The 25398-nt window shown below is 78.0% G+C and carries 20 protein-coding genes, 3 tRNA genes and 1 riboswitch; of the genes, 8 read left to right on the forward strand and 15 right to left on the reverse strand.

Going from position 1 to position 25398, the window contains the following annotated elements; all coding sequences use genetic code 11:
- Positions 1 to 47 precede the first annotated feature (47 nt).
- Together Q0848_RS11660 and Q0848_RS11665 are read right to left on the reverse strand one after the other, a co-directional pair.
- Entirely contained in the window at positions 48 to 1082 is a 1035-nt protein-coding gene (locus Q0848_RS11660) for an ABC transporter permease (RefSeq protein WP_299037720.1), read from the reverse strand.
- Complete coding sequence (locus tag Q0848_RS11665) at positions 1079 to 4090, reverse strand: alpha/beta fold hydrolase (protein WP_299037722.1); 3012 nt, start codon at positions 4088 to 4090, stop codon at positions 1079 to 1081. The genes Q0848_RS11660 and Q0848_RS11665 overlap by 4 nt, the downstream gene beginning before the upstream one ends.
- 149 nt (positions 4091 to 4239) lie before the next feature.
- On the opposite strand from Q0848_RS11665, the gene Q0848_RS11670 reads away from it, so the two are divergent.
- Together Q0848_RS11670 and Q0848_RS11675 are read left to right on the forward strand one after the other, a co-directional pair.
- Complete coding sequence (locus Q0848_RS11670; protein ID WP_366146572.1) at positions 4240 to 5280, forward strand: NAD(P)-dependent alcohol dehydrogenase; 1041 nt, start codon at positions 4240 to 4242, stop codon at positions 5278 to 5280.
- On the forward strand, positions 5277 to 5972 hold the full coding sequence (locus Q0848_RS11675) for an NUDIX hydrolase N-terminal domain-containing protein (protein WP_299037726.1): 696 nt from the start codon (positions 5277 to 5279) through the stop codon (positions 5970 to 5972). The genes Q0848_RS11670 and Q0848_RS11675 overlap by 4 nt, the downstream gene beginning before the upstream one ends.
- Before the next feature lie 291 nt (positions 5973 to 6263).
- Here Q0848_RS11675 and Q0848_RS11680 read toward each other — a convergent pair whose 3' ends face one another.
- The 9 genes from Q0848_RS11680 to Q0848_RS11720 all read right to left on the reverse strand — a co-directional run bounded on the left by Q0848_RS11680 (position 6264) and on the right by Q0848_RS11720 (position 16617).
- Entirely contained in the window at positions 6264 to 7256 is a 993-nt protein-coding gene (locus tag Q0848_RS11680) for a 5'/3'-nucleotidase SurE (RefSeq protein ID WP_299037727.1), read from the reverse strand.
- A 178-nt stretch (positions 7257 to 7434) separates the two neighbouring features.
- On the reverse strand, positions 7435 to 10011 hold the full coding sequence (locus tag Q0848_RS11685) for a bifunctional FO biosynthesis protein CofGH (RefSeq protein WP_299037729.1): 2577 nt from the start codon (positions 10009 to 10011) through the stop codon (positions 7435 to 7437).
- Between the two features lie 152 nt (positions 10012 to 10163).
- Positions 10164 to 10940 carry an isocitrate lyase/phosphoenolpyruvate mutase family protein gene (locus Q0848_RS11690; RefSeq protein WP_299037731.1) on the reverse strand — a complete coding sequence of 259 codons (777 nt, stop codon included), beginning with the start codon at positions 10938 to 10940 and terminating at the stop codon, positions 10164 to 10166.
- A 63-nt stretch (positions 10941 to 11003) separates the two neighbouring features.
- The gene (locus Q0848_RS11695) at positions 11004 to 12350 is read right to left on the reverse strand and encodes an MFS transporter (RefSeq protein ID WP_299037733.1); all 1347 of its coding nucleotides are present in this window, start codon (positions 12348 to 12350) and stop codon (positions 11004 to 11006) included.
- Positions 12351 to 12392: 42 nt separating this feature from the next.
- Complete coding sequence (locus Q0848_RS11700; RefSeq protein WP_366146573.1) at positions 12393 to 13715, reverse strand: aminotransferase class V-fold PLP-dependent enzyme; 1323 nt, start codon at positions 13713 to 13715, stop codon at positions 12393 to 12395.
- Positions 13716 to 13929: 214 nt separating this feature from the next.
- A riboswitch (SAM riboswitch) is annotated at positions 13930 to 14042 on the reverse strand.
- A gap of 162 nt (positions 14043 to 14204) precedes the next feature.
- Positions 14205 to 14594: a CrcB family protein gene (locus Q0848_RS11705; RefSeq protein WP_299037737.1), complete on the reverse strand. Its 390-nt coding sequence runs from the start codon at positions 14592 to 14594 to the stop codon at positions 14205 to 14207.
- Positions 14591 to 15046 carry a CrcB family protein gene (locus tag Q0848_RS11710; protein WP_299037739.1) on the reverse strand — a complete coding sequence of 152 codons (456 nt, stop codon included), beginning with the start codon at positions 15044 to 15046 and terminating at the stop codon, positions 14591 to 14593. The genes Q0848_RS11705 and Q0848_RS11710 overlap by 4 nt, the downstream gene beginning before the upstream one ends.
- Before the next feature lie 31 nt (positions 15047 to 15077).
- A complete protein-coding gene (locus Q0848_RS11715; RefSeq protein WP_299037741.1) occupies positions 15078 to 15545 on the reverse strand; it encodes a plastocyanin/azurin family copper-binding protein in 468 nt (155 codons plus the stop codon).
- A 130-nt stretch (positions 15546 to 15675) separates the two neighbouring features.
- Positions 15676 to 16617, reverse strand: a complete 942-nt coding sequence (locus Q0848_RS11720) for a LysR family transcriptional regulator (protein ID WP_299037744.1) — start codon at positions 16615 to 16617, stop codon at positions 15676 to 15678.
- Positions 16618 to 16732: 115 nt separating this feature from the next.
- Between Q0848_RS11720 and Q0848_RS11725 the strand changes: the two genes are divergently transcribed.
- Together Q0848_RS11725 and Q0848_RS11730 are read left to right on the forward strand one after the other, a co-directional pair.
- Positions 16733 to 18091 (forward strand): hypothetical protein, encoded by a 1359-nt coding sequence (locus tag Q0848_RS11725; RefSeq protein WP_299037746.1) that lies wholly within the window; start codon positions 16733 to 16735, stop codon positions 18089 to 18091.
- Between the two features lie 165 nt (positions 18092 to 18256).
- Complete coding sequence (locus tag Q0848_RS11730; protein ID WP_299037748.1) at positions 18257 to 19105, forward strand: siderophore-interacting protein; 849 nt, start codon at positions 18257 to 18259, stop codon at positions 19103 to 19105.
- Positions 19106 to 19117: 12 nt separating this feature from the next.
- Here Q0848_RS11730 and cobA read toward each other — a convergent pair whose 3' ends face one another.
- From cobA to Q0848_RS11745, 3 genes are read right to left on the reverse strand one after another with little or no spacing between them, the layout of a single operon-like run.
- Positions 19118 to 20401: a uroporphyrinogen-III C-methyltransferase gene (gene cobA / locus Q0848_RS11735; RefSeq protein ID WP_299037750.1), complete on the reverse strand. Its 1284-nt coding sequence runs from the start codon at positions 20399 to 20401 to the stop codon at positions 19118 to 19120.
- A gap of 49 nt (positions 20402 to 20450) precedes the next feature.
- The gene (locus tag Q0848_RS11740; RefSeq protein ID WP_299037752.1) at positions 20451 to 21323 is read right to left on the reverse strand and encodes a phosphoadenylyl-sulfate reductase; all 873 of its coding nucleotides are present in this window, start codon (positions 21321 to 21323) and stop codon (positions 20451 to 20453) included.
- On the reverse strand, positions 21320 to 23053 hold the full coding sequence (locus tag Q0848_RS11745; protein WP_299037754.1) for a nitrite/sulfite reductase: 1734 nt from the start codon (positions 23051 to 23053) through the stop codon (positions 21320 to 21322). Before Q0848_RS11745 ends, Q0848_RS11740 begins: the two co-directional genes overlap by 4 nt.
- Positions 23054 to 23243: 190 nt before the next feature.
- Between Q0848_RS11745 and Q0848_RS11750 the strand changes: the two genes are divergently transcribed.
- On the forward strand, positions 23244 to 24323 hold the full coding sequence (locus tag Q0848_RS11750; RefSeq protein WP_299037760.1) for a DNA topoisomerase IB: 1080 nt from the start codon (positions 23244 to 23246) through the stop codon (positions 24321 to 24323).
- Between the two features lie 9 nt (positions 24324 to 24332).
- Here Q0848_RS11750 and Q0848_RS11755 read toward each other — a convergent pair whose 3' ends face one another.
- Positions 24333 to 24725 (reverse strand): metallopeptidase family protein, encoded by a 393-nt coding sequence (locus Q0848_RS11755; RefSeq protein ID WP_299037762.1) that lies wholly within the window; start codon positions 24723 to 24725, stop codon positions 24333 to 24335.
- A gap of 151 nt (positions 24726 to 24876) precedes the next feature.
- Between Q0848_RS11755 and Q0848_RS11760 the strand changes: the two genes are divergently transcribed.
- From Q0848_RS11760 to Q0848_RS11770, 3 genes are all read left to right on the forward strand, one after another.
- A tRNA-Glu gene (locus tag Q0848_RS11760) sits at positions 24877 to 24949 on the forward strand.
- Positions 24950 to 25003: 54 nt separating this feature from the next.
- Positions 25004 to 25080: transfer RNA gene (locus tag Q0848_RS11765), tRNA-Asp, on the forward strand.
- A gap of 52 nt (positions 25081 to 25132) precedes the next feature.
- A tRNA-Phe gene (locus tag Q0848_RS11770) sits at positions 25133 to 25205 on the forward strand.
- Positions 25206 to 25398: the final 193 nt, after the last annotated feature.

A 25398-nucleotide genomic window follows, 5' to 3' on the forward strand; every position in this document is an offset into this window, starting at 1 on the left:
AGCGTGGAGGCAGGACGGCCGGACCGCGCGGCGGAACGGCGCGCGGTCTAGCTGAGGACGTCCTTGCGGCCGAAGGACCAGAAGGCCAGGCGGATCGCGACGACGGCCCACAGCAGGGCCCACAGGCTCCCGGTCAGGAGGTCGTCCCAGGCGGGGTCGGGCTGGAACAGGCCCACCCAGGCGTACTGGAAGTGCGTCGGCAGGGCCTCGCGCAGGTCGCCGAGGGCCTGGATCTGGTCCAGCACCGTGGAGATGACGACCAGCAGCACCGCGCTGCCCACGGCGGCCAGGGGCGCGTCGGACCGGGTGCCGACGAGGAAGGCGAAGCCGCCGAAGGCCGCCGTCGAGACCAGCACGTAGGCCGTCGCGACGCCGAGGCGCCAGAGCCCCTCCCCCAGGTCGAAGGCGTCCCCGCCCGGCGACACGAGCGGGTCCGCGCCGTAGACGAGCGTGCCGAGCAGGTACGCGACGACCATCAGCTCGGCCACCGCGATCACCGAGGACACCAGGGCGACGACCAGCTTGCTGCGCAGCAGCCGGCGCCGCGGCACGGGCGAGACGAGCAGGTACCGCAGGCTGGACCAGCTGGCCTCGGAGGACAGCGGGTCCCCGCACAGCAGCGCCACGACCAGCGGGATGAGGAAGCCCGTGGCGACGAAGAGGGTGAACAGCGCCAGGTTCGCGCCGCCCTCGGTGGCGAGCTGGACGAAGTCCGGGGCGCCGGAGGTGTCGCCGTCCCCGAGCGCGAAGGCGCCCACGAGCAGGACCGGGAGCAGGGCGAGCAGGACCGCCGTGACGACGGTGCGCCGGCGCGTGACCTGGCGCGCGGCCTCGGCGCGCAGCGTCAGCGTCCGCCGCGGCGCGTAGCCCTGCGCGCCGCCGGCGGAGGCCGGCCCTCGCCGTCGTCCCCCGGGTCGCGCCCCGGCGGCGTCCGCGCCCCCGCCCGGCTCGGCGCCGGTCGGCGCCGAGCCGAGCGCGTGCTCGAGCTCGTCGGTCCCTCCGGACGCGTGGCGTGCGCCGGGGCTCGCGCCCTCGTGGCGCGGGCTCGGCTGCCGGCTCGGCTGCTGGCTCGGGTCGCTCACGTGCCGGTCACCTCCAGGAAGACCTCCTCCAGCCGGCGGCGCGGGGCCACCCGGTGCACCGCGACACCCGCCTCGACGAGCACGCGGACGACGTCCTCGGGCTCGGCGCCCGTGACGGTCAGCTCCCCGTCGCCGGGCGCCGGACGGTCGGACGGCTCGGCGCGCTCGGCGGTGCGCTCGACGCCGGCCCCCGGCAGGCGCGAGAGCACCGCGCGGGCCCGCTCGACGTCGTCGACCACGACGGCCGTGCCGCCGGCGCCGTCCCCGGCGCCGCCGCTCGTCAGCTCCTCCAGGGAGCCGCCCGCGACGACCTGCCCGCGGCGCATGATCACGGCGTGGGTGCAGGTCATCTCCACCTCCGCGAGCAGGTGGCTGGAGACCAGCACCGCGCGGCCGGAGGAGGCGTAGCCCCGCAGCACGTCGCGCAGCGCGCGGATCTGCGGCGGGTCGAGGCCGTTGGTGGGCTCGTCGAGGACCAGCAGGTCCGGGAGCCCGAGCATGGCCTGCGCGATGGCGATGCGGGCGCGCATCCCCTGGCTGTAGCCGCGCACGGGGCGGTGGACGGCGTCGCCGAGGGCGGCGATCTCGAGGACCTCGTCGATGCGCGCGTCCTCCAGCGGGCGCCCCGTCGCCTGCCACGCGAGGCGCAGGTTGGCGATGCCGGTGGCGTGCGGCAGCAGGCCCGGCCCCTCGACGAAGGCGCCGACCTGGGACAGGACCGCGGAGCCGGGCACGACCTCGTGGCCGAGGACGAGCGTGCGTCCCTCGGTCGGGTGGACGAGCCCGAGGACCATCCGCAGCGTCGAGGTCTTGCCGGCGCCGTTGGGGCCGAGCAGCCCGACGACCTGGCCGCGCCCGACGGTGAAGCTCACGCCGTCGACGGCGCGCAGCCCGCTGGCGTAGACCAGCGCGAGCCCGTCGACGACGAGCGGCGGCGGCGGGCCGTCGCCCTCGAGCGAGGCCGCGCCGGCGAGCACGCCCGGGCCGAGGGCCGGCACCGTCGCCGGGGCCGCGCGCCGGGCGTCGACGCGACGGCTGACCGGGCCGAGCAGCGCCGACAGCAGCAGGACGACCCCGAGCGCGATGACCAGCCCCCACGGCACCTCGACGCCACCGTCCTCGGTCTCGCCCGACACGAGGACCACGTCGTCGGCGGGCGCCACCGGGACGCCGACCGCCGGGGCGGCGTCCTCGGCCGCGAGGGCCACGCCGTAGAGGCGACCGTCCTGCGGGACGGCGTAGCCCTGGTCGGTGCTCGAGACGAGCAGCCGCATCGTGGACCCGGCCGCGAACCGGTGGACGACGGCGGGCAGGGCCACGTCCACCCGCGCGGGCTCCCCCGGCACGAGGCCGGTCAGCCGCACCGGGGAGACGAGCTGGCGCGGCAGCACGGCCTGGCCGCCGGAGGGCACCTCGAGCAGGCTCGTGAACAGCGTCGCGTCGCTCGCCGTGGAGGTGACGACGAGGCGCACCGTCGGGGCGCCCGCCACGAGGACGTCGTCCTCCAGCTCCGCGGAGTCGAAGGTGGCGCTCTGGCCGGGCAGCACGGCCAGGCCCGCGCCCAGCGCGGCGAGGCCGCCGCCGAGCGCTCCCGCGCCGGGCAGCGTCGTCAGCGCCGACGGCGTGCCCCCGGCGGGCGAGAGCACCTGCTGCACGTCGCCGACGAGCGGCACGTCCCGCACCTCCAGGGGCGGGGTGCCCGCGTCGCCGCCCGCACCGGGGTAGCCGGGCAGCTCGAGGACCTCGCGGTCCTCCTCGTCCGGCGTCGGGCCCGCCACGGGAGGCGCGCCCGGCTGCTGCGCGGCCCCGCTCAGCGCCTGGTCGAGGAGGCTGTCGTCGTCGGGCACGTCGGCCGCGAAGCCGGGGGCCCCCTCGGCCGCGTCGCCGGACGCGAGGGTCTCGTCGAGGAAGGCGAACAGGTCGTCCTCGGCCGTGCTGAAGCCGCCGCCCGAGGTGTCGCCGTCGTGGCCGCCCGCGATCCAGCGCACCCGCACGTCCGTGCCCGCCTCCGCGAGCCGGCGCGCCGTCGCGTCAGCCTCGGAGAGCGGGAAGAGGCTGTCCTGCTGGCCCTGCACCAGCAGCACCGGCACGTCGACGCCGTCGAGGACGGTCGCGGGGCTCGAGGCGCGCAGCAGGTCGGCGAGGTCCTCGCCGACCTCGCCGGTGGCGATGGCGTCCAGGTAGGCGGTGCAGACGTCGGGGGCGAGGCTGCCGCACGAGGCACCACCGGGGCCGCCGACGCCCGCCACGGGCACCGCGCCCCGGGCGGCCGCGAGCTGGGTGACCCAGGCCCGCTTGAGGACGCCGGGCTCGGTGTCCTCGACCGCCGCCGGCGTGCTCGCCCCGACGGCGGGCACCGCGGACGGCGCGAGGGCGCCCGCGAGGTCGTGCCACGTGATGGCGGCGGCGGCCGCGTCGACCCGGTCGTCGGTGCCCGCCAGCAGCAGCGCCAGCGCCCCGCCGTAGGAGCCGCCGGCGACGCCGACCCGCGGGTCGCCCGTGGCGTCCAGGAGCACGTCGCGCCGCTCGGCGAGCAGGTCCACGAGGGCGCGCGCGTCGGCGACCTCGAAGTCGGGGGCGTCCAGGTGCACGAGCCCGCCGGACTCCCCGAAGCCGCGGGCCGACCAGGTGAGGACCACGAAGCCCTCGGCCGCCAGCTCGCGCGCCTGGGCGTCGCGGTCGGTGCGGTCGCTGAGGAAGCCGTGCGCGAGCAGCACCGCCGGGCGGCGGTCGGTGCCGCCGGGCGCGCGGTAGACGGCGACGTCCAGGGCCACCTCGTCGTCCGGGGCCGTGGGCTCGGCGCCCACCGGGACCTGCAGCACCTCGACGTCCACCGCGGCGGCGTCCTCGCTCAGCCCGTCCGCGGTCGCGCCCGCGCTCGGTGTCGCGCCGGCGCTGGCGGACGCCTCGGGCGCCGGCGCCGCGGGCGGCACCGCCGCGGCCGGGCCGGGCAGCAGCACGAGCGCCGCGACCGCCGCAGAAGCCGCAGAGGCGGCGCGTCGTCCCACGGCGCCATCGTCACACCCCGCCCCGGGCGGCGGCGACGCGCCCCGCGACCTAGCGTCGGGGGCGCCGCCGGACGGCCAGCCGCCCGGCGGCGGCACGGACGACACCAGTGACGACGACACCAGTGATGACGACGCGAGGAGAGATGACGATGAAGGCCGTCCAGTACCGGCAGATCGGCGCCAGGCCCGAGGTGGTCGAGGTCGAGGACCCGACCCCGGGCCCGGGGCAGGTGCTGCTCGACGTGACGGCGGCGGGCCTGTGCCACTCCGACGAGTACGTCATGGGCCTGCCCGAGGAGGAGTACACCTACGGCCTGCCCCTGACCCTGGGCCACGAGGGCGCCGGCACGGTCGCCGCCCTCGGCGAGGGCGTCACCGGCGTCGAGGTCGGCGACGCGGTCGTCGTCTACGGCCCCTGGGGCTGCGGGCGCTGCGTGCGCTGCTCGGCCGGCGAGGAGAACTACTGCGAGCGCGCCGCCGAGCTCGGCATCGCGCCCCCCGGGCTGGGAGCGCCGGGCTCGATGGCGGAGCGGATGCTCGTCGACGACGCCCGCCACCTCGTCCCGATCGGCGACCTCGACCCGGTGGCCGCGGCGCCGCTGACGGACGCCGGGCTGACCCCCTACCACGCGATCAAGCGCTCGCTGCCGAAGCTCGGCGCCGGCTCCACCGCCGTCGTCATCGGCGTGGGCGGCCTGGGCCACGTGGCGGTCCAGATCCTCTCGGCGCTCACCGGGACGCGGGTCGTCGCGCTGGACATCGGCGAGGACAAGCTGGAGCTGGCGCGCCGCGTCGGCGCCGCCGAGGCGCTGCAGTCCTCGCCCGAGGCCGTCGAGGCGGTCCGCGAGATGACGCGCGGACGCGGCGCCGACGTGGTGCTGGACTTCGTCGGCGCGCAGCCGACGCTGGACCTGGCCCCGCAGCTGGTGCGCGTCGGGGGCGACCTGACGGTGGTCGGCATCGCCGCGGGCGGGCCGGCGATGAAGGTGGGCTTCGGGACGGTGCCCTTCGAGGTCAGCACCCTGGTGCCCTACTGGGGCTCGCGCGACGAGCTGATCGAGGTCGTCGAGCTCGCGCAGCGCGGGCAGATCACCGTGCACACCGAGCGCTTCTCCCTCGACGAGGCGCCGGAGGCCTACCGCCGCCTGCACGAGGGCACGCTGACGGGCCGCGCCGTCGTGGTGCCGTGAGCAGCACCACCCCCCGCGACGCCGCCCCCGCCGACCGGGCGGGGGCGGCGTCGTCGCCGGAGGCAGCCGAGCGCGTGCGCGCCGTCGCGGTCCGCCTGGCCGCGCTGGCGCAGAGCGGGCTCGCCTTCTCCCCGACCGCCTACGACGTCGAGCGCTTCGAGACGGCGCGCGAGCTGGCCGCCGAGCTGATGTCGGTCCTCTCCGGCGACGACGCCGCCGAGATGGCGCTGGAGCTGGAGCGCCGCGACACCGGCTACGCGACGCCGAAGGTCGACGTCCGCGGCGTGCTCGTCGACGACCGCGAGCGCGTGCTCCTCATGCGCGAGCGCAGCGACGGCCGCTGGTCGGCGCCCGGCGGCTGGGCCGACCCCGGCGACACCCCCGTCTCGGCGACCCTGCGTGAGGTGCGCGAGGAGACCGGCTACGGCGCAGAGGTCGTCAAGCTCGTCGGCTGCTGGGACCGCGACGCCCGCGGCCACCGCCCGGCCATGACCGTCGGCGTCGTCAAGCTGTTCTTCCTGTGCCGGGCGACCGGCGACGTCCGCCCGCCCGACGAGCTCGAGACCCTCGAGATCGGCTGGTTCGGCCTCGACGAGCTGCCCGAGCTGAGCCAGGGCCGCACGACGCGCGAGGAGCTCGAGCGCTGCGTCGCCCACCACCGCGACCCGTCCCTGCCCACCGAGATGGACTGATCCCGGGCGCGGGTGGACCCGACCGGGCCCGCCCCTCCGCACTCTGTCGACACCCTGCCGCCCAGGGGCGCCCCTCCCCGCACTCTGTCGACACCCTGCCGCCCAGGGGCGCCCTCTCCCGCACTTCGTCGGCACTCTGCCGCCTGGGGGCGCCGCTTCCTGCACTTCGTCGGCACTCTGCCGTCCTGGGGGCGCCCCGTTCCGCACTCTGTCGGCACTGTGCCGCTGAGAGGCGCCTTCCTCGGCGATGTGCCGACGACGTGCGGAGGAGGGGGGCGTCGCCCGTCGGGGTCAGCCCTCCGCGAGGTCGCCCAGGTCGTCGAGGGCGACGCCGGTGCGCTGCTCGACGGAGCCCAGGAGCGTCGCGGTGGCCCAGCCCTGGGCCAGCAGGACGGTGTCGCTGCCCGGGTCCTCGGGCCGGTCGTCGTCGGGCGGCGTCGAGGCGGTGAGGCGCACGTAGCCCTCGCCGGCCTCGAAGGCGCTGCCCTGGGCCACGCCGACCGCGGCCAGCGAGGCCGGGCGCAGGCCCTGCAGCCGCTCCCCCGCCTCCAGGTGCGGCACGTTGACGTTGAGGGTGCCCGTGGCCTCGTGGTCGAGCACCCAGCGCAGCGACGGGCGGACGGCGTCGAGGACGCCCGCCCAGGTGGTCGGCGCGACCTCGAGCGTGGACGTCGACGCGACGCCGGCGGAGACCGCCAGCGCCCGGACGCCGAAGACCGTGGCCGTCAGCGCGGCGCCGACGGTCCCCGAGTGCAGCACCGCCTCACCGGTGTTCATGCCGTGGTTCACGCCGGACAGCACGACGTCGGGCACCCGCCCGAAGACCCCGCGCAGCCCCACGCGGGTGCAGAACGCCGGGCTGGCGCTCACGGCCAGCACCCGCAGCCGGTCGGTGCCCTCCACGGCCCGCGCGTCGGCGCACCACGCCTGCGGGTCCTCGTGACCCGGGCCCGCGAGGTCGGGCCAGGGCAGCGCCACCTCGACGACCGGCAGGCGGTCGTCGTCCAGCTCGGCGTCGACGGCGGCGCTCGCGCCGCTGCGGTCGCGCGACGGCGCCGCGACGACGACGTCGAAGTCCGCCTCGAGCGCGGCGACGGCGAGCAGCGCGAGGCCGCGGCCCTCCACGCCGTCGTCGTTGGTCACCAGTGCGCACGGGCGCTGCCCGGTGGTGGTCTGGTCGGCGGGGGTCTGGTCGGCGGGGGTCTGGTCGGCGGTGGTCTGCCCGGTGGTGGTCGGGTCGGCGGGGGTCTGCTCGGTGGTCTCGGCAGCGTCAGGGGTCGGCACGCGGCCCATCGTCCCGGGCGCCCCCCGGCCGCGCATCACCGCGGAGCCCGCACCGGTGCGAGGGGCCGGCACGGCGGGCGAGACCGACGAACGGCGTGATCCCCCGCGAGGGATCACGCCGTTCGTCAGGCTCGACCGCGACCGGGCTGTCCGTCGACCTCGGCCAGCGGTCCCCGGGTCAGCCGGCGGGCGAGCGCTCCGGCGCCGGGCCGTACGTCGTCGTCCGCTCGCGCACGGGCCGGCCGATGCCGTCGGCGATCTCGGTGATCTCCGCGACCGACTTGGCCGAGCCGTGCTCGGAGCCGGCCATCCGGCTGATGGTCTCCTCCATGAGCGTGCCGCCGAGGTCGTCGGCGCCGCCGGTGAGCATCGCCCGCGTGCCCTCGACGCCGAGCTTCACCCACGACGTCTGCACGTGGTCCACCCTGCCGTGCAGCATGATCCGCGCCAGCGCGTGGACGGCGCGGTTGTCGCGCAGCGTCGGGCCCGGGCGCGCGATGCCCGCCAGGTAGACGGGTGAGCTGGTGTGCACGAACGGCAGCGGCACGAACTCGGTGAACCCGCCGGTGCGGTCCTGCACCCCGGCGAGCGTGCGCAGGTGCGCGACCCAGTGCCGCGGGTCGTCCACGTGGCCGTACATCATCGTGCTGGAGCTGCGCAGGCCCAGCCCGTGCGCCGTCTCGACGACGTCGACCCAGGCGGCGGCCGGCAGCTTGCCCTTGGTGAGCACCCACCGGACGTCGTCGTCGAGGATCTCGGCCGCGGTCCCCGGGATGCTGTCGAGCCCCGCGTCCTTCACCTCCTCCAGCCATGCGCGCACGCTCATGCCCCGCTTGGCCGAGGCCGTGGCGATCTCCATGGGCGAGAAGGCGTGCACGTGCATGTCGGGGACGGCCGTCTTGACCGCGCGGACGATGTCGACGTACGCCGTCGGCCCCAGGTCGGGCGAGATGCCCCCCTGCAGGCACACCTCGGTGGCGCCCCAGACGTCGCGCGCCTCGCGCACGCGGTCCGAGATCTGCTCCAGCGAGAGCGTGTACGCGTCGGCGTCGGTCTTGCGCTGGGCGAAGGCGCAGAAGCGGCAGCCGACGTAGCAGACGTTGGTGAAGTTGATGTTCCGGTTCACCACGTACGTCACGTCGTCCCCGACGACGTCGCGGCGCAGGCCGTCCGCGAGCGCGGTGACGGCGTCCAGCTCGGCGCCGTCGGCCGTCATCAGCGCGAGGTACTGCTCGTCCGACAGGCCCGCGGGGTCGGCCTCGGCGGCGCGCAGGGCGGCGGCGACGTCGCCGTCCAGGCCCGCGACGGGAGCGCGGACGCCCCCGCGCCGGTCCTGCGCGGGCACGCGCTCGGCGACGGCGTCCCAGTCGCCGTAGACCTCGTCGAAGTCGCTGCGGCGGTCCGCGGTGCGGCCGGTGGTGTCCACCTCGACGTGCAGCTCGGTGCGCCCGGTGCCGCCGCCGCTGGCGACGAGGCCGCCGTCGGGCTCCTGCCAGGGCAGGCCCACCGGCTGCGTGGTCGGGTCCGCGAGCCCCGTCGCGGGGTCGACGAGCGCGCGCACGTGCGGGTGCAGGCGGGGGTCGAGCCACGCCTCGTCGCGCTCGAGCGAGCCGAGGACGAAGCGCGGGTGCGCCGTGAGCCGCTGCGCGAGACCCAGCCCGGCGTCCGCCGTCCACCGCTCGAGGTCGTCCAGGTGCGGCCAGGGGCGCTCGGGGTTCACGTGGTCGGGCGTCACGGGCGAGACGCCGCCCCAGTCGTCGACGCCGGAGGCCAGCAGCGCGGCGACGTCGGCGGGGTCGGAGAGGTTGGGCGGCGCCTGCAGGCTCACCGTCGGGCCGAGCAGGACGCGGGCGACGGCGAGGGTGGCGAGGTAGGTCTCGCGGTCCAGGTCGGGGGTCGCCTGCATCGCGGTGGCGTCCTTGGCCCGGAAGTTCTGGACGATCACCTCCTGGATGCCGCCGTACTCGCGGGAGACCCGGCGGATCGCGAGGAGGGAGTCCACCCGCTCGGCCGGCGTCTCGCCGATGCCGACGAGGATCCCGGTGGTGAAGGGGACGCCGACGCGGCCGGCGTCCTCGAGCACGCGCAGCCGCAGCGCCGGGTCCTTGTCGGGGCTGCCGTAGTGGGGGCCGCCGGGCTCGGACCACAGCCGGGTCGCCGTCGTCTCCAGCATCATCCCCATCGACGGCGCGACGGGCTTGAGCCGCTGCAGCTCCGACCAGCTCATGACGCCGGGGTTGAGGTGCGGCAGCAGGCCGGTCTCCTCGAGCACGCGGATCGCCATCGCGCGGACGTAGGAGAGCGTGTCGTCGTAGCCGTGGGCGTCCAGCCACTCCCGCGCGGCGGGCCAGCGGTCCTCGGGACGGTCGCCGAGGGTGAAGAGCACCTCGCGGCAGCCCTGCGCGGCGCCCTCGCGGGCGATCTCGAGCACCTCGTCGGGGCTGAGGTAGGCCGCGGGCAGCCGGTGCGGCACCGTGACGAAGGTGCAGTAGTGGCAGCGGTCGCGGCACAGCCGCGTCAGCGGGACGAACACCTTGCGCGAGTAGGTGACGACGCCGGGCCGCCCGGCGCGCGCCATGGCCGCGTCGCGCACGCGCGAGGCGACCTCCTGCAGCGCCAGGAGGTCCTCACCGCGGGCGTGGAGCAGGACCTCGGCCTCGGCGGCGTCGAGGGTCTTGCCGTCACGCGCGCGGGCCAGGGACCGGCGCACCTGCGCGGGCGTCGGCGGGGCGGTCGGAGGGGGGAGCAGCGTCACGCCGGAAGACTCGCACGCGCGCGCCGCGCCCGGCGCCGCGGACCGCGATGAGCGCCTCCCCCGTCCGCGCCGTCGCCTCTCGCCGGCCGCCCCGACGACGGAGCCGGCGCCCCCGGTCGGGGACGCCGGCTCGGCGGTCGGCGGCCGGGGCGTCAGTTCAGCGGGCGCGTGCCCTCGGGGATGCCGCCGCCGGCGTAGATGCCGCGGGCGGCGTCCTGCAGGGCGGTCAGCGCGACCCGCTGGGTCAGGGGCCCGTAGGTGACGCGGGCGACGCCGAGCTCGGCGAGACGGGCCTGGTCGGGCACCCCGGGGAAGCCGATGACCGAGAGCCGCTGCGGGCCGAGGGCGCCGACGAGGTGCTGGACGGCGTCGTCGTCGAGGACGCCGGGGACGAAGACGCTCGTGGCGCCGACGTCGAGGTAGGCCCGCCCGCGCTCGACGGCGTCGGCGAGGACGACGTCGCGCGGCCGGTCCCCGCCCCGGGCGAAGGCGTCCGTGCGGGCGTTGAGCGCGAACGGCACGCCCTCGGCCTCGGCGGCGCGCACGACGGCGGCCATGACCTCCACCGACTCCTCGAGCGGGCGCAGCCGGTCCTCGACGTTGGCGCCGACGACGCCGACGCCGATGGCGCGGCGCGCCGTCTCGCCGGAGTCGCCGAAGCCGCCGTCGAGGTCGGCGCTGACGGGCAGGTCACCGGCCGCGACGACGATGCGCTCCACGAGGGAGAGCGAGAGGTCGAGGGGGATCTGCTCGCCGTCGGCGTACCCGAAGGTGGAGGCGATGGAGTGGCCGGCCGTGGCCAGCGCCCTCGTCTGCGGCTCGCCGGCGACGACGGTCGCGCTGACGGCGTCCCAGACGTTGACGAGCACGAGCAGCTCGGGGTCGGTGTGCAGGCGCCGGAGCTCGGCGCCCTTCGCGGAGGTGTCCATGCCGCAGACGCTGCCACCCCTCGGCGGACGCCGCGACGCGTCGGGCCCCGAGAGCCCGCGGGTTCACGCGGTCGGCGGGTGCCGCACCTCCCCCTGGCGCGGCAGGACCCCGAGCAGGGGCACGCAGGCGAGCAGCAGGAGGGCGCCGCCCAGGACGACGACCCGGTCCAGGACGCCCTGCGGGCCGGCTCCCGTCCCGTCGACGGCGCCGAGCAGGGGCGCGGCCATGACGACGAGGGCGGCGCCCAGCGCCCCCGCCCGCCGAGCCGCGCCGAGCGCGCCGGTGGCCTGGCGCTCCTGGCCGGGGGGGCACGCGAGCGAGACCACGAGGCCCGTCCCCTGGACGACGGCCCCCAGGCCGGCGCCCACCAGCAGGAGGGGCAGCACCGAGGTCGCCTGCCCCGCACCGGCCAGGCGCGGGAGCAGCACGAGCCCCGCGACGGCGACGACCAGGCCGACCGTGCCCACCTGGGCCATCTGCGGACGGGCGCCGAGGCGCGCCACGGCCGCGGACGCCGCCACCACGCCGACGACGCCCGCCAGCACGCCCGCGGCCACGAGCAGGCCCCGCAGCAGCGGACGCTCGAGGCCCAGGACGAGGGGGGCCTCGACCAGGACGGCCACGGCCACGGCACCGACCACGCCTCCGGCGACCGCCCCGAGCAGGACGACGCGCGTGCCCAGCGCGCCCAGCGGCGTGGCGACCTCGGGCGGCGGCCCCGCGGCGTCGCGGGGCAGCGAGCGCACCGACCGGAGCAGGACCAGGGCGACGAGGGCGAGGACGGGCGCCAGCAGCGGCACGACCCGCCAGCCCGCGGGGACGTCGGCGAGCAGTCCGCCGACCAGCGCCCCGAGGACGGCGCCCACCCCCGTCACGAGCACGAGGGCGGCCTGCACGCGCACCTGCAGCCCGGCCGGCACGGTCGAGGCCAGCGTGGCGCCGGCGCCGACGACGAGGGCGCCGGCGCCCGCGCCGGCCAGCAGCCGCCCGGCCCCCACCGCGAGGACCGAGGCCGGGTCGTCGCCGCCGGCGCCGGTGGGCACGGGGGCGAGCGCCACGAGGGCCGCGCCCGCCACGACGAGGGCCGCGGCCACCACCAGGAGGCGGGCGCGGGGGCCGCGCGCGGAGGCCCGGGCCGCCAGCGGCACGGCGAGGACGAGCCCCACGACGGAGGCGGCCGCGGGCACGGCGAGCGCGCGCTCGAGCTCGAGGTCGAGCACGAGCGCCGGGGCCGCCACGGCGGCGGCGACGAGGTCGAGCGCGGCCAGGAGCGTCGCGACGAGCACGCCGGCCAGCACCGAGCGCGCGGTCCCGGGGCGGCCGCCGGTCGTCGCCGGGGAGGCGTCCGCGGCGGCGGGACGGGCGCCGGCGGGTCCGGCGAGAGGGCGGTCGGCGTCGCGGTCGGGCACGGCGGGAGGCTAGCCGCGCCCCGGCGGGGGCTCGGCCCCCGCTCAGCCCCCGCAGGGCCGGGCGACGCCGGCGCGCGCGGTGGGGTCGCCCCACGAGGGCCAGGGGCGCGTGTCCTCGACGGGGGCCCAGCGCCCGTCCACCAGGGCGTAGCCCACGGCGGGCCCGTGCGCCACGAGGGCCCGCAGGCCCGCGACGAGGCGGTCGACGTCGTCGGCGCGCGAGCCGACGCCGACGCTGGCGCGCACGGCCCCCTCGGGCAGCCCGAGGCGGGCGAGCAGCGGGTGGGCGCAGAAGCGGCCGTCGCGCACGCCGATGCCGTGCTCGGCCGACAGCACCGCGGCGACGAGCCCGGGGGCGACCCCCTCGACGGTGAACGTGACGACGCCGATGGACGACGGCGCACCCGCCAGGGTCTCCACGACGCGCACCCCGGCCACGTCGGCGAGCCCGCGGACGAGGCGCTCGCGCAGAGCCGCCTCGTGGGCCTCGAGCGCCCCGGGGGCCAGCGCGCCGAGCGCCTCGCAGGCGGCGGCGAGCGCCGCGACGCCGAGCACGTTGGGGGTCCCGCCCTCGTGGCGGGCGGGGGCCGCGGCCCAGCGGACGTCGTCCGCCCCGACCTCCTCGACGGCGCCGCCGCCGGCGAGGTGCGGCGTCCCGGCGTCGAGCCAGTCGCGGCGCCCGACGAGCGCGCCGGCGCCGAAGGGGGCGTAGAGCTTGTGGCCGGACAGGGCCACCCAGTCCACGCCGTCGCGGGCGACGTCGACGGCGCGGTGCGGCGCGAGCTGCGCGGCGTCCACGGCCAGGCGGGCGCCGGCGGCGTGGGCGAGGTCGGCGAGCCGGCGCAGCGGCAGCTCCTCGCCGGTGACGTTGCTCGCGCCGGTGACGGCGAGCAGCGCCGTCGGCTCCTCGGCGAGAGCGGCCTCGAGGGCGGCCAGCGTGCCCTCGAGCGTCGGGGCGGCCGTCACGACGCGGGAGGTGACGCCGCGGTGGGCCTGCGTGCGCCACGGCAGCAGGTTGGCGTGGTGCTCGAGGTCGAGCGTCAGCACCGAGCCGCCGTCCGGGACGCAGCCGGCGAGGACGGCGAGCGCGTCGGTGGTGTTGCGCGTCCACACGACGACGTCGTCCTCGCGCGCCCCGAGGAAGGCGCCGACGACGTCGCGCGCGCCCTCGAGGACGGCCGTGCTCACCTGGGAGGCGTAGCCGGCGCCGCGGTGCACGCTGGCGTACAGGGGCAGGACGCGCTCGACGTGGTCGGCGACCCAGCACAGGGCCGGGGCGCTCGCCGCGACGTCCAGGTTGGCGTAGCGGGCCGTGCCGCCCGTGACGAGCGGCACCTGCTCCTCGCCGCCGACGACGGGCAGCAGCGGCTCCTCCCCCGGCGCCGGGGCGCCGCGCCGTCCGCTGCGCTCCGGGCGCGCGGCAGCGGGGGGCACGACCGCGAGGCGGCGCGCCGGGGCGCGCTCGACGTCGGAGCTCACCGGGACGTCGGCGTCGTCCGACGCGGCGAGGGAGGTGGCGAGGGAGGTGGCGAGGGGGTGCGTGCTCACAGAGGTCTCCGATGCGTCCACCGGACCCGCAGGTCCGCGCTTGCCGCACCGGGGCCGGTGCGGCCTGGTCCTCACCCGGGGCACCCCACCGCGGAGGAGGGTTGCCGGCCAGCGAGCCGGGGCTTGTCGCTGGCGCTCTTGACCTGGGGCCGACGCTAGGGCAGCCCGGCGGCGGCGCACCACCTCTCCGCGCGCACGTCCCGCCATTCGGACCAGTGCCCGCGCGCTGAGACGGCGCGGAGGTGGAGGGGCGGCCCGGGGACGGCCCCGGCGGCGTCGTGGCGGGGCCGCCCCGCGGTGCGGCGCTCACACCAGGCGGCCGAGGACCAGCCCCAGCCCCGCCGCCGCCGTGCTGACGCCGACGGTGACGACCGCCGCCGCCGCGGCCGCGCCGGGACGCCGCTCCTCGGCGAGGCGCAGGACCTCCACGACCGCCGTGCCGAACGTGGTGAAGCCGCCGCAGAAGCCCGTGGCGAGGACGGGCAGCAGCGCCGCCGTCGTCGTGGTGACGGGCGCGGGGCCGCCCAGGAGCCCGGTCACGACGCCGATGAGCAGGGAGCCGAGGACGTTGACGACCGCTGTGCCCCAGGGCAGCCGGCCGCCGGTCCGGGCGCGCACCTCGCCGTCGACGACGACGCGCACGACCGCGCCGAGCCCGCCGGCCAAGCAGACGGCGAGGACCGCGGCGCCGCTCACGCCCGGGCCCCCCGCCGGCCCGGGCCCCACGCGCCCGGCCCCCGCCGGACCAGCCCCACCCCGGCCGCCGCGGCGGCGACCCCGGCGACGAGCGAGGTGACGGCGTACGCCACCGCGACGCGCGGAGCACCGGACGCGCCGAGCTGGACGGTCTCCAGCGCCAGGGCGCTGGTCGTCGTCAGGCCGCCGAGCAGCCCGGAGCCCAGGACGACGCGCGCCGCGCGGCGGCGGCCGACGTCGGGCCCGGCGCGCACCAGCGCCTCGAGCAGCGCCCCGAGCAGCAGCGCGCCGACGACGTTGACGAGCAGCGTCCCCCACGGCCAGGCGCCGGCCTGGTGCGGCAGCACCTGCCCCACCGCCCAGCGCAGCCCGGTGCCGGCGGCCCCGCCGACCAGCACGCCCAGCAGGAGCGCCGGGGAGCGGTGCGGCGGACGGGTCAGGGGCTGGCGCACGCGCGGACCCTAGGGGGCGCCCCGACGGGGCTCAGGTGACGGTCAGCTCGCCGACCATGCTCGGGTGCGGGTCGCAGACGTACCGGTAGTCGCCCGGCTCGAGGGTGACCTCCCACGTCGTGGTCGTCGTCTCGGCGACGCCGGTCGCCTCGTCCACGCCCGGCCCCGTGAGGTGCACGTTGTGGGTGGTCGAGGGGTCCTCGACCTCGATGACGTAGTCCCCGGCCGGCAGCTCGGTGACCTCCTGGCCGTCCGCGTCGACGAGGGAGATGACGTACGCCTCGGGGTCGTCGGGCTCGCCCACCGAGGCGGTCAGCGTCGTCGCGCCGGACCCCGCGGCGTCCTCGCCGGGCTCGGTCGCGGCGTCGTCCTCGCTCGGCTCGGCGACGGCTCCGGGCGTCGCCGCGGCGTCGGAGGGCGTCGCGGGCTCGTCCTCGCCGCCGCAGGCGGCGCTCGAGAGGACGAGCAGGGCGGCGAGGGCCAGGGCTGGGGTCTTCACGGCGTCCTCCACGGGGGCGGGCCCGGACGGACGGCGTCCGACGGGCGGCGCGGCTGGTCCCGGCACTGTAGGCACGCCCCGGCGGGGCCGTCGTGGGGAGCCGGTCACCCGCTCGCGCCGTCGGCGGCGCTCACCCGCCCGCGCCGTCGGCGACGGCGAGGGCCAGCAGGTCGCGGGCGGCGCCCGCCGGGGGCGTCGGCCCGTCGCGCCAGACGGCCCGCAGCCGGCGGCGCAGGTCGACCCCGCGCACCGGCACGGCGACCAGCCGCCCCAGGGCGAGCTCGTCGGCGACGTCGAGGCTGCTCAGGGCGCCCGGGGCGACCCCGGCGACCACGGAGGCGCGCACGGCCGCGGCGCTGGCCACCACCAGCGCCGGGTCCGCCACCTCCGCCCCCTCGGTCAGCACGGCCGCCAGCGCCCGCCGCAGGGCCGAGCGGGTGCCCGACCCGCTCTCGCGGCTCACGAGCGGGGTGCGGGCCAGCTCCGCCGCCTCGATCCCCCGCCGGCGCCGCGCCCACGGGTGCTCCGGCGCGACGACGACGACGAGGCGGTCGGCGGCGACGTCGCGCGTCGCCAGCCGCTCGGGCGGCTCGGGCCCCTCGACGAAGCCGAGGTCGACCTCCCCGGCGCGCACGAGCGCGGCGACGTCCTCGCTGTTGGCGGTCCGCAGGGAGACCCGGACCGGCTCGCGACCGCCCGCCCGCTCGCGCCGCGCCGCCTCGGCGAGCCAGCGCGGCACGAGGTGCTCGGCCACCGTGAGCGACGCGGCGACGCGCAGGTGCGTGGCGGCGTCCTGGCGCAGCGCGGCGGCCGCCGCGTCGAGGTGGGCGGCGGCGTCCACGACGGCGTCCGCCCAGCGGGCCAGCAGCTCCCCCGCCGGCGTGAGGCGGGACCCGCGCGCGCCGCGCACCACGAGCGGGACGCCGACCAGCGCCTCGGACGCCCGCAGCCGCGCCGACGCCGCCTGCTGGCTGGTGCCGCACGCCGCGCCCGCCGCCCCGAGCGACCCGGTGTCGCGCACGGCCAGCAGCAGCTCCAGCGAGCGCAGGTCCGGGACGCGGTCGCTGAGCACCCCCGCAGCCTCCCACCGGCGTCGCGCCCGCACCCGTCAGCCACAACCCCTCGTTGGGCACGCACGCGGAGCGGGGGGCTACCGGACCCGGGGGGGCGCCCCGCAGGCTGCTCGCGTGCGCACCGCCGGACCCGACCTCGACGCCGACCCCGCCCGCTCCACCGACACCCGACCCGCCGGCACTCGACCCGCTGACGCCCGGCCCGCCGTCACCCGGCCCGCCGCCGCGACGCCGCCGACCGCGGCCGCCACGGCGGCCACCGGCCGGCGCCTGTGGTCGGAGCTGGAGCACCCGGGGCAGGCCGTCGCGCACCTGACGCCCAACTGGTTCGCCTCCGTCATGGGCACGGGGGTCGTGGCCGTCGCCGCGTCCTCGCTGCCGGTGCGCGAGCCCCTGCGCGGGACGGCCGCCGGCGCTGCGCTCGACGCCCTGGCGCTGGCGGCGTGGCTGACCGCCGCCGCGCTGCTCGTCGTCCTGCTCGCCGGGTCGGCGCTGCACTGGGCCCGGCACCCCGCCACGGCGCGCGCGTACGCCCGCCACCCCGTGATGGCGAACTTCTACGGCGCGCCGGCCATGGGGCTGCTGACGGTCGGCGCGGGCGCCCACCTGGTCGGCGAGCGCGTCCTCGGCGCGACCGCGGGCCTCGCCGTCTTCGCCGTCCTCTGGGTCCTCGGCACGGCGCTGGGCCTGGCCACGGCGGTCGTGGTGCCGTTCCGGGCCGTCGTCGGCACCGGGGCGGGCGGCGGGACGAGCACCGGGGCGGGCGGCGGGACGAGCACCGGGGCGGGCGGCGGGACGAGCACCGGGGCCGGCGCCGTCCCGACGACGGCCCCCGCGGCGCTGCCGGCCTGGATGATGCCCGTGGTGCCGCCGATGGTCTCGGCGTCGACGGGCGCCCTCCTGGTGCCCCACGTCCCCGCCGGGCAGCCCCGGCTGACCCTCCTGCTGCTGCTCGCCGCGCTGTTCGGGCTCAGCCTGGTCGCCGGCCTCATGACGGCGACGCTCGTGCACGGCCGCCTGCTCGCCGGCGGTCCGCTGCCGGTGCAGGCGGCCCCGACGACGTGGATCACCCTCGGCGTCGTGGGCCAGTCGATGACGGCGGCGCTGCTGCTCGCCGCGGCGGCCGCGGGGGTGGCCGGCGAGGGCGCCGCCCAGGTGCTGCGCGTGCTCGCCGTCGTCTACGCCGCGGCGATGGGCGGCTTCGGCGCGCTCCTCCTGCTCACCGCGGCGGCGCTCACCGCGCACGCGGCCCGCCGCGGCCTGCGCTTCTCCCTCACCTGGTGGAGCTTCACCTTCCCGGTGGGCACGTGCGTCACGGGCACCAGCGCCCTGGGGGCGGCGACGGGCTCCCTCGCCGTGGACGCGCTGGCCGTCGCCCTCTTCGGCCTGCTGCTGCTGGCGTGGTCGCTCGTGGCGGCGCGGACGGCGCGCGGCGCGGCCACGGGCGCCCTGCTCCTCCCGGTCCGGGGGTGAGGGAGCCCGCCACCGCAGGGGCCGCGAGGGCCGGCCCGTCGACCCGGGGCTGACACCGCCCGCCGGGGCACGTACGGTAGGGAAGGCAAGCCTCACCACAGACGTCCGGCGTCACGGTGAGCCCCCATCGCCGTCGCCGTCCCGGCCCGGCACCCGAGGAGCCCCATGACGACCATGACCGCGACGCGCCCCCGGCGGGGCGCGCACGTCGCCGACCGGCCCGCCGCGGCCGGCCGCCGCGCCACGGCCCAGCGCCTCGCGGCCGTCGCCGTGCCGGTCGTGGTGAGCGCCGTCCGGCGCGTCACGCCGTCCGTCGTGCGGGTCACGCTCGCCGGGGAGGACCTGCGGAGGGCCACCGCGCTCGGGGCCGACCAGTACTTCCGCCTGCTGCTCCCGCAGCCCGGCCAGCAGCGCCCGCGGCTGCCCGAGACCGAGGAGTGGTGGCCGCAGATCCAGGCCATGCCCGAGGACGAGCGCCCGGTGGTGCGCAACTACACGGTCCGCGGCCTCCGGCCCGAGCTGGGCGAGCTGGACGTGGACGTCGTCGCGCACGGCGACACGGGCCCCGCCAGCCGGTGGGCCCTGCGGGTCGTGCCCGGCGACGAGGTCGGCGTCATCCTCCAGGACACCTGCTACGCGCCTCCCGCGACCACGACCCACGTGCTCCTCGTCGCGGACGCCACCGCCGTCCCGGCCGCCGCCGGCATCCTCGCGGGGCTGCCCGCCGAGGTGACGGCCACCGTGCTCGTCGAGGTCCCGAGCCGCGAGGACGCGCCCGAGCTCCCGGTCCGCGCGGGCGTCGACGTCCGCTGGCGCGCCGCGGGCGACCAGGGCTCCCTGCTGGCCGACCTCCAGGCCCTCCCGCTGCCCGTCGAGGGCCTGTACGCCTGGGTCGCCGGCGAGGCGAGCCTGGCGACGACCGTGCGCCGCCACCTCGTGCGCGACCGCGGCGCCGACAAGGACGCCGTCTACTTCTGCGGCTACTGGCGCGACCAGGCGCCCGTCGCCGGCTGAGAGCTCCCACCGCTACGGCCGGTCGGCCGGCGCCGCTGCGGCCGGTCGGCCGCCGCCGGCGGGCGGCCACCCCGGCGCGAGGCGCACCACGTCGCCGACGACGACGACGGCCGGCGGCCGCACACCGCGGGCCGCGGCGAGGTCGGCGATCGTCGCCAGCGTGCCGAGGGTCGTGCGCTGCCCGGGCCCGTAGCCGTCCTCGACCACCGCCGCCGGCGTGGAGGGCGGGCGACCGCTCGCCACCATCGCCCGCGCCGAGGCCGCCAGGGCGCTGACGCCCATGAGCATCACCACCGTGTGCGCCTCGACCGGCACGCCCGCCAGCAGCGCCGGGGTGCTCGCGAGGTCCTCGTGGCCGGTGAGCACCGTGAACCCGCGGGCGATCCCCCGGTGGGTCACGGGGATTCCGGCCGCCGCGGGCACCGAGACGGCCGAGGTCACCCCGGGCACCACCTCGACGTCGAGACCCGCTGCGCGGCAGGCGGCCAGCTCCTCGCCCCCGCGGCCGAAGACGTAGGGGTCGCCGCCCTTGAGGCGCACGACGGCCCGGCCGGCGAGGCCGTGCTCGACGAGGATCTCGTTGATCTGCTCCTGCGGCACCGGGTGGTTCCCCGGCGTCTTGCCCACGTCGACGACGACGACGTCCTCGTCGAGCTCGGCCAGCACCGAGCGCGGCCCGAGCCGGTCGACGACGACGACGTCCGCCTCGGCGAGCAGGCGGCGTCCCCGCGCCGTGAGCAGCCCCTCGTCCCCGGGCCCGCCGCCGACGAGCGCCACGCGACCGCGCGCCAGGGGCCGGGAGCGGCGCAGCGGCAGGTCGCCCGCCTGCAGCGCGGCGGCCACGCCGTCGCGCAGGCGCCCGGCGCGTCGGGGGTCGCGCCCCGCGCTCACGGCGACGACGACGTCGTCCACCCGGGCGACGGCCGGCGTCCACGCCGTGGCGCGGGCGGCGTCGCCGCGGTCCAGGCACCAGACGCGCCGGCGCTCCGCCTCGGCGCCCACGGCCGCGTCGACGGCGGGGACCCCCGTGGCCGTGACCGCGAGCCACGCCTCCTCCAGGTCGCCGTCGCGGTACGCGCGGCGCTCCAGGCGCAGCCCCGCCCCGCTCGGCGCACCCGCCGCCAGGAGGGCGAGCAGCCCCTCCCCCGGCTCCGGGGCCACCACGACGACGTCGGCACCGGCCTGGAGGAACCCGCTCGTCGTCCGGGCGGCGACCGGGCCGCCGCCGACCACGACGACGCGGCGCCCGGCCACGCGCAGCGACAGGGGCAGCAGGCCGTCCGCGTCGGAGGTCACGCCGGACCCCCCGCCCGGCGGGAGCCGGCAGCGGTCCGGCGGGGCGTCCTCAGGTGTGGATGCCGCACTCGGTCTTGCCGAGACCGGCCCACCGGCCCGAGCGCGGGTCGGCGCCGGGCTCCACGCGCTGGGTGCACGGGGCGCAGCCTATGGACGGGAAGCCGTCCATCAGGAGCGGGTTGAGCAGGACGCTGTTCTCCTGCGCGTAGCCGACCAGGTCGTCCCAGGACCAGGCCGCGATCGGGTTGATCTTGACCAGGCCGTGCTTCTCGTCGAACTGCACGACCGGCGCCCCGGTGCGCGTGGAGGACTCCTCGCGCCGGACGCCCGTGACCCAGGCGTCGTAGGTGGCCAGCTCGGCCCGCAGGGGCTCCACCTTCCGGATGCCGCAGCACAGCCCCGGGTCGCGGTCGTGCAGGCGCGCGCCGTACCGGGCGTCCTGGTCGGGCACCGAGAGCGAGGGCCGCACGTCCACGACCGTCACGTCCATGGTCTGCGCGACGGCGTCGCGGGTGCCCAGCGTCTCGGCGAAGTGGTAGCCGGTCTCCAGGAACAGGACGTCGACGCCCGGGAGCACCCGGGCGGCCAGGTGCGGCAGCACGGCGTTGGCCATCGAGGACGCCACGGCGACGCCGTCGCCCAGCTCCTCGGCCGCCCACCGCAGGACGGCGAGCGCGCCGTCCACGCCCCGGGCGTCGCCGAAGCGCCGCTGGCCCTCCTCGGCCAGCGCGCGGAGCTCGCCCTCGCTGCGCGTGCGGCGACGGCGCGGCTCCGGGACGGGCGCCTCCGCGTGCGCCCGCTCGGCCGAGCGGGCGGAGACGTCGGGGTCGGTGCTGGGACCGGAGCCCACGCCCGCGCCGGCCTCCTCGCGAGGCCTCGCCACGCCCGGCGGGGCGTCACGGGAGGTGCTGGGAGCGGTCATGCGAGGGCCTCCTCGTCGGCCCGGTGCGCCCAGGTGGCGAAGGTCTCGTCGCCGTCGCGGTCGTCGGCGTAGCGCCGCACCACGCGCTCGACGTAGTCGACGAGGTCGTCGGCGGTGACCTTCAGGCCGCGCACGGTGCGGCCCACGCCCGCCTCCGGGCGGTCGGCGTCGGCGAGCCCGCCGCCGAGGTGCACCTGGAAGCCGGCCACCTGCTCGCCGTCGTCGCCCGGCACGAGCTGGCCCTTCAGGCCGATGTCGGCCGTCTGGATGCGGGCGCAGGAGTTGGGGCAGCCGTTGACGTGCAGGCGCACCGGCGAGGGCAGGGTCGACTGCACGTCCGCGAGGCGGCGGTCCAGCTCGGCCGCGGCGGCGGTCGCCGTCGCCTTGGTCTCGACGATGGCGAGCTTGCAGTACTCGATGCCCGTGCAGGCCATCGTCGTGCGGCGGAACAGGCTGGGGCGGGCCTGCAGACCGAGCGCGTCCAGCTCGGTGACGACGTCCTCGGCCTCGTCGGCCGGGACGTCGAGGACGACGAGCTTCTGGTGCGGGGTGAGCCGCACCCGGCGGCTGCCGTGCGCCTCGGCGACGTCGGCCACGCCGCGCAGCACCTGGCCGCTCACGCGGCCGACGGACGGCGCGACGCCGATGTAGCGGCGCCCGTCCTTCTGGGCGTGGACGCCGACGTGGTCGCTGCTGCCGACCGGCGCAGGCGGCGGCGGGCCGTCGGGCAGCGCGCGGTGGAGGTACTCGTCCTGCAGCACCTGGCGGAACTTCTCCGGGCCCCAGTCGGCGAGGAGGAACTTCAGCCGGGCCTTGTTGCGCAGGCGCCGGTAGCCGTAGTCGCGGAACACCTGCACGACGCCGTGCCAGACGTCCGGGACCTCCTCGGGCGTGACGAAGGCGCCGAGGCGCGAGGCCAGCCGCGCCGTCGTCGAGAGGCCGCCGCCCACGAAGACGTCGTAGCCCAGGCCCAGCTCGGGGTGCTCCACGGCCACGAACGAGACGTCGTTGATCTCGTGGACGACGTCCTGGCTCGGGTGGCCGGTGATGGCGGACTTGAACTTGCGCGGCAGGTTCGCCAGCTCGGGGTCGCCGATGTAGCGCCGCTGGATCTCCTCGATCTGCGGCGTCGGGTCGAGCAGCTCCTCCGCGGAGACGCCGGCCACCGGCGAGCCGAGGACGACGCGGGGGCAGTCTCCGCACGCCTCGGTGGTCCACAGGCCGACGGCCTCGAGGCGGCGCCAGATCTCCGGGACGTCCTCGATGCGGACCCAGTGCATCTGGATGTTCTGGCGGTCGCTGATGTCGGCGGTGTCGCGGGCGAACTCGGTGGAGATGCCGGCGACGACGCGCAGCTGCTCGGTGGTCAGCGCCCCGCCGTCCACGCGCACGCGCATCATGAAGTACTCGTCCTCGAGCTCGTGCGGCTCGAGCTGCGCCGTGCGGCCGCCGTCGATCCCGGGCTTGCGCTGGGTGTAGAGCCCCCACCAGCGCAGGCGCCCGTGCAGGTCGTCGGGGTCGATGCTGGCGAAGCCCTCGCGGGCGTAGACCTCCTCGACCCGGGCGCGCACGTTCAGCGCGGGGTCGTCCCGCTTGAACTGCTCGTTGTGGTTGAGCGGCTCGGTGCCGTCGACGGCCCACTGGCCCTGGGGCTTCGCCGCGCGCGGGGGGCGGGCCGGGGACGGCGGCGCGGACGTCGTGGGAGCGGGCGCGGGCGGAACGGCGTTCATGGCGGGCGTCCCTCGAGGTCGACGGTGGAGCGGGTGACGGCTCCAGCAACCCCACCAGCGTAAGCACCATTCCGACCGACTCACTTCAGGTCCAGGATCCGGGACCGGCGCGGCGGCCCGCCCGGCCCCTCCCCCCGTCCGGGCGCGCGCCGGCTCGCGCGAGCGGCGGGCTCACCTGACGATCGTGAGCATGCCGCGCCTGCGCACGTCCTCCCCCAACGACCCGGGGTGGACCCGCACGAAGCACGGCCGCGGCTTCCGCTACCTCGACGCCCTGGGCGAGCCGCTGGCGCGGGAGGACCGCGACCGCTGCGCCGCTCTCGTGATCCCCCCGGCGTGGCGGGACGTGTGGATCTGCCCCTGGCCCAACGGCCACATCCAGGTGGTCGGCACGGACGACGCCGGACGCCGCCAGTACCGCTACCACGACGAGTGGCGGCGCCAGCGCGACCGGGCCAAGCACGACCGCGTCCTCGAGGTGGCCGAGCGGCTCCCCGCGGCGCGCGAGCGGGTCCAGCACGAGCTCCGGCAGCGCGGGATGCCCCGCGAGCGGGCGCTGGCCACGGCGTTCCGGCTGCTGGACCTCGGCTTCTTCCGCATCGGCGGGGAGACCTACGCCGAGGCCAACGGCAGCTTCGGCCTGGCCACCATCGAGAAGCAGCACGTGAGCGTCTCCGGCGACCAGATCGTCTTCGACTACGTCGCCAAGTCCGGCAAGGACCGGCACATCGCCGTCGCGGACGCCGACGTCATCGACGCCGTCCAGACGCTCCGGCGCCGCCGCGGGGACCGCAGCGACGACCTGCTCGCCTGGAAGGACGCCCGGGGCTGGCACGACGTCACGAGCGGCGACATCAACGCCTACGTCAAGGAGGTCGTCGGCGGCGACGTCTCCGCCAAGGACTTCCGCACCTGGCACGCCACGGTGCTGGCCGCCGTCGCCCTCGCCGTCTCGACGCACGCGGCCACCTCTGCCACGGCGCGCAAGCGGGCGGTCACCCGCGCCATGCAGGAGGTCTCCATGTACCTCGGGAACACGCCCACCGTCGCGCGCAGCAGCTACGTCGACCCCCGGGTCGTGGACCTCTTCGAGGACGGCGTGACGATCGAGAACGCCCTCGGCCTGCTCGGCGGCGACGTCGACCCCGGCGAGCCCGCCACCCACGGCGACATCGAGGCCGCCGTCCTGGCCCTGCTCCACGACGAGCCCGTCTCGGACCGGCGCGCCGCCCGGCTGGGCCGGCAGCGGCGCGACCGGGCGGTTGCCTGAGCCGCCGGCTCAGCCCCAGCCGAGCTCGTGCAGGCGGTCGTCGTCGATGCCGAAGTGGTGGGCGACCTCGTGGACGACCGTGACGGCGACCTCCTCGGCCAGGTGCTCGGGGTCCTCGCACAGGCGCAGGAGCGGACCCTTGAACACGGTGATGCGGTCCGGCAGCGAGCCGGCGTCCCACCACCCGTCGCGCTTGGTCAGCGGCGTGCCCTCGTACAGGCCCAGCAGCGTCGCCCCCGGGTCGTCGGGGTCCAGGTCTCCCGCGGCGCGGGCCTCGGCCACCGCCTGCTCGTCGGGCTCGTCGGCCACGAGGACGACGACGTTGCGCATCGCCCGGGCGAGCTCCTCCGGGATGCGGTCCAGGCCGTCCCCCACGGCCGCCTCGAAGTCCTCGTCGCTCATCTCCAGCACGCCGCGAGCGTGCCACCGCCGGGGGCCGCGGGGCCGCCGGGCGACCCGCTTTGGAGATGAGCCCGCCCTGCCCCTATGCTCCTTCTCGTCCGAGCGCGGCACGCCGCGGGAGGACGCCCCGGGCTCGCCCGGCGAGGGGCTGGCCCCCATCGTCTAGCGGCCCAGGACACCGCTCTTTCACAGCGGCAGCACGGGTTCGAATCCCGTTGGGGGCACGCACCACCAGCACCACGTAGGGTCTGCAGCACAGCACCACGGCCTCATCCTGAGGCCCCGTAGCGCAGTTGGTTAGCGCGCCGCCCTGTCACGGCGGAGGTCGCGGGTTCGAGTCCCGTCGGGGTCGCCAGCAGCACCGGGCAGCCGAGTCCCTCTCGGTCGCCTCCGGCACTGCCCTGCAGGGCCAGATAGCTCAGTTGGTAGAGCGTCCGACTGAAAATCGGAAGGTCGGCGGTTCGACCCCGCCTCTGGCCACCTCATCAGCAGCCGCGCAAGGGCGGCCACCCCTCGGGGTGGCCGCCCTTCGGCGTCTCCGTGGTCGACGGTGGTCCTCTACGTCCTGGCCGTCCTCCGGGGGGGGGGGGGGGGGGGGGGGCGGGGGGGGGGGGGGGGGCCGGGGGGGGGCGGGGCGGGCGCGGGGGGGCGGGGGGCGGGCGCGCGGCCGGGC

It is taken from the genome of uncultured Pseudokineococcus sp. (genome assembly GCF_947495735.1).
Classification (GTDB): domain Bacteria; phylum Actinomycetota; class Actinomycetes; order Actinomycetales; family Quadrisphaeraceae; genus Pseudokineococcus.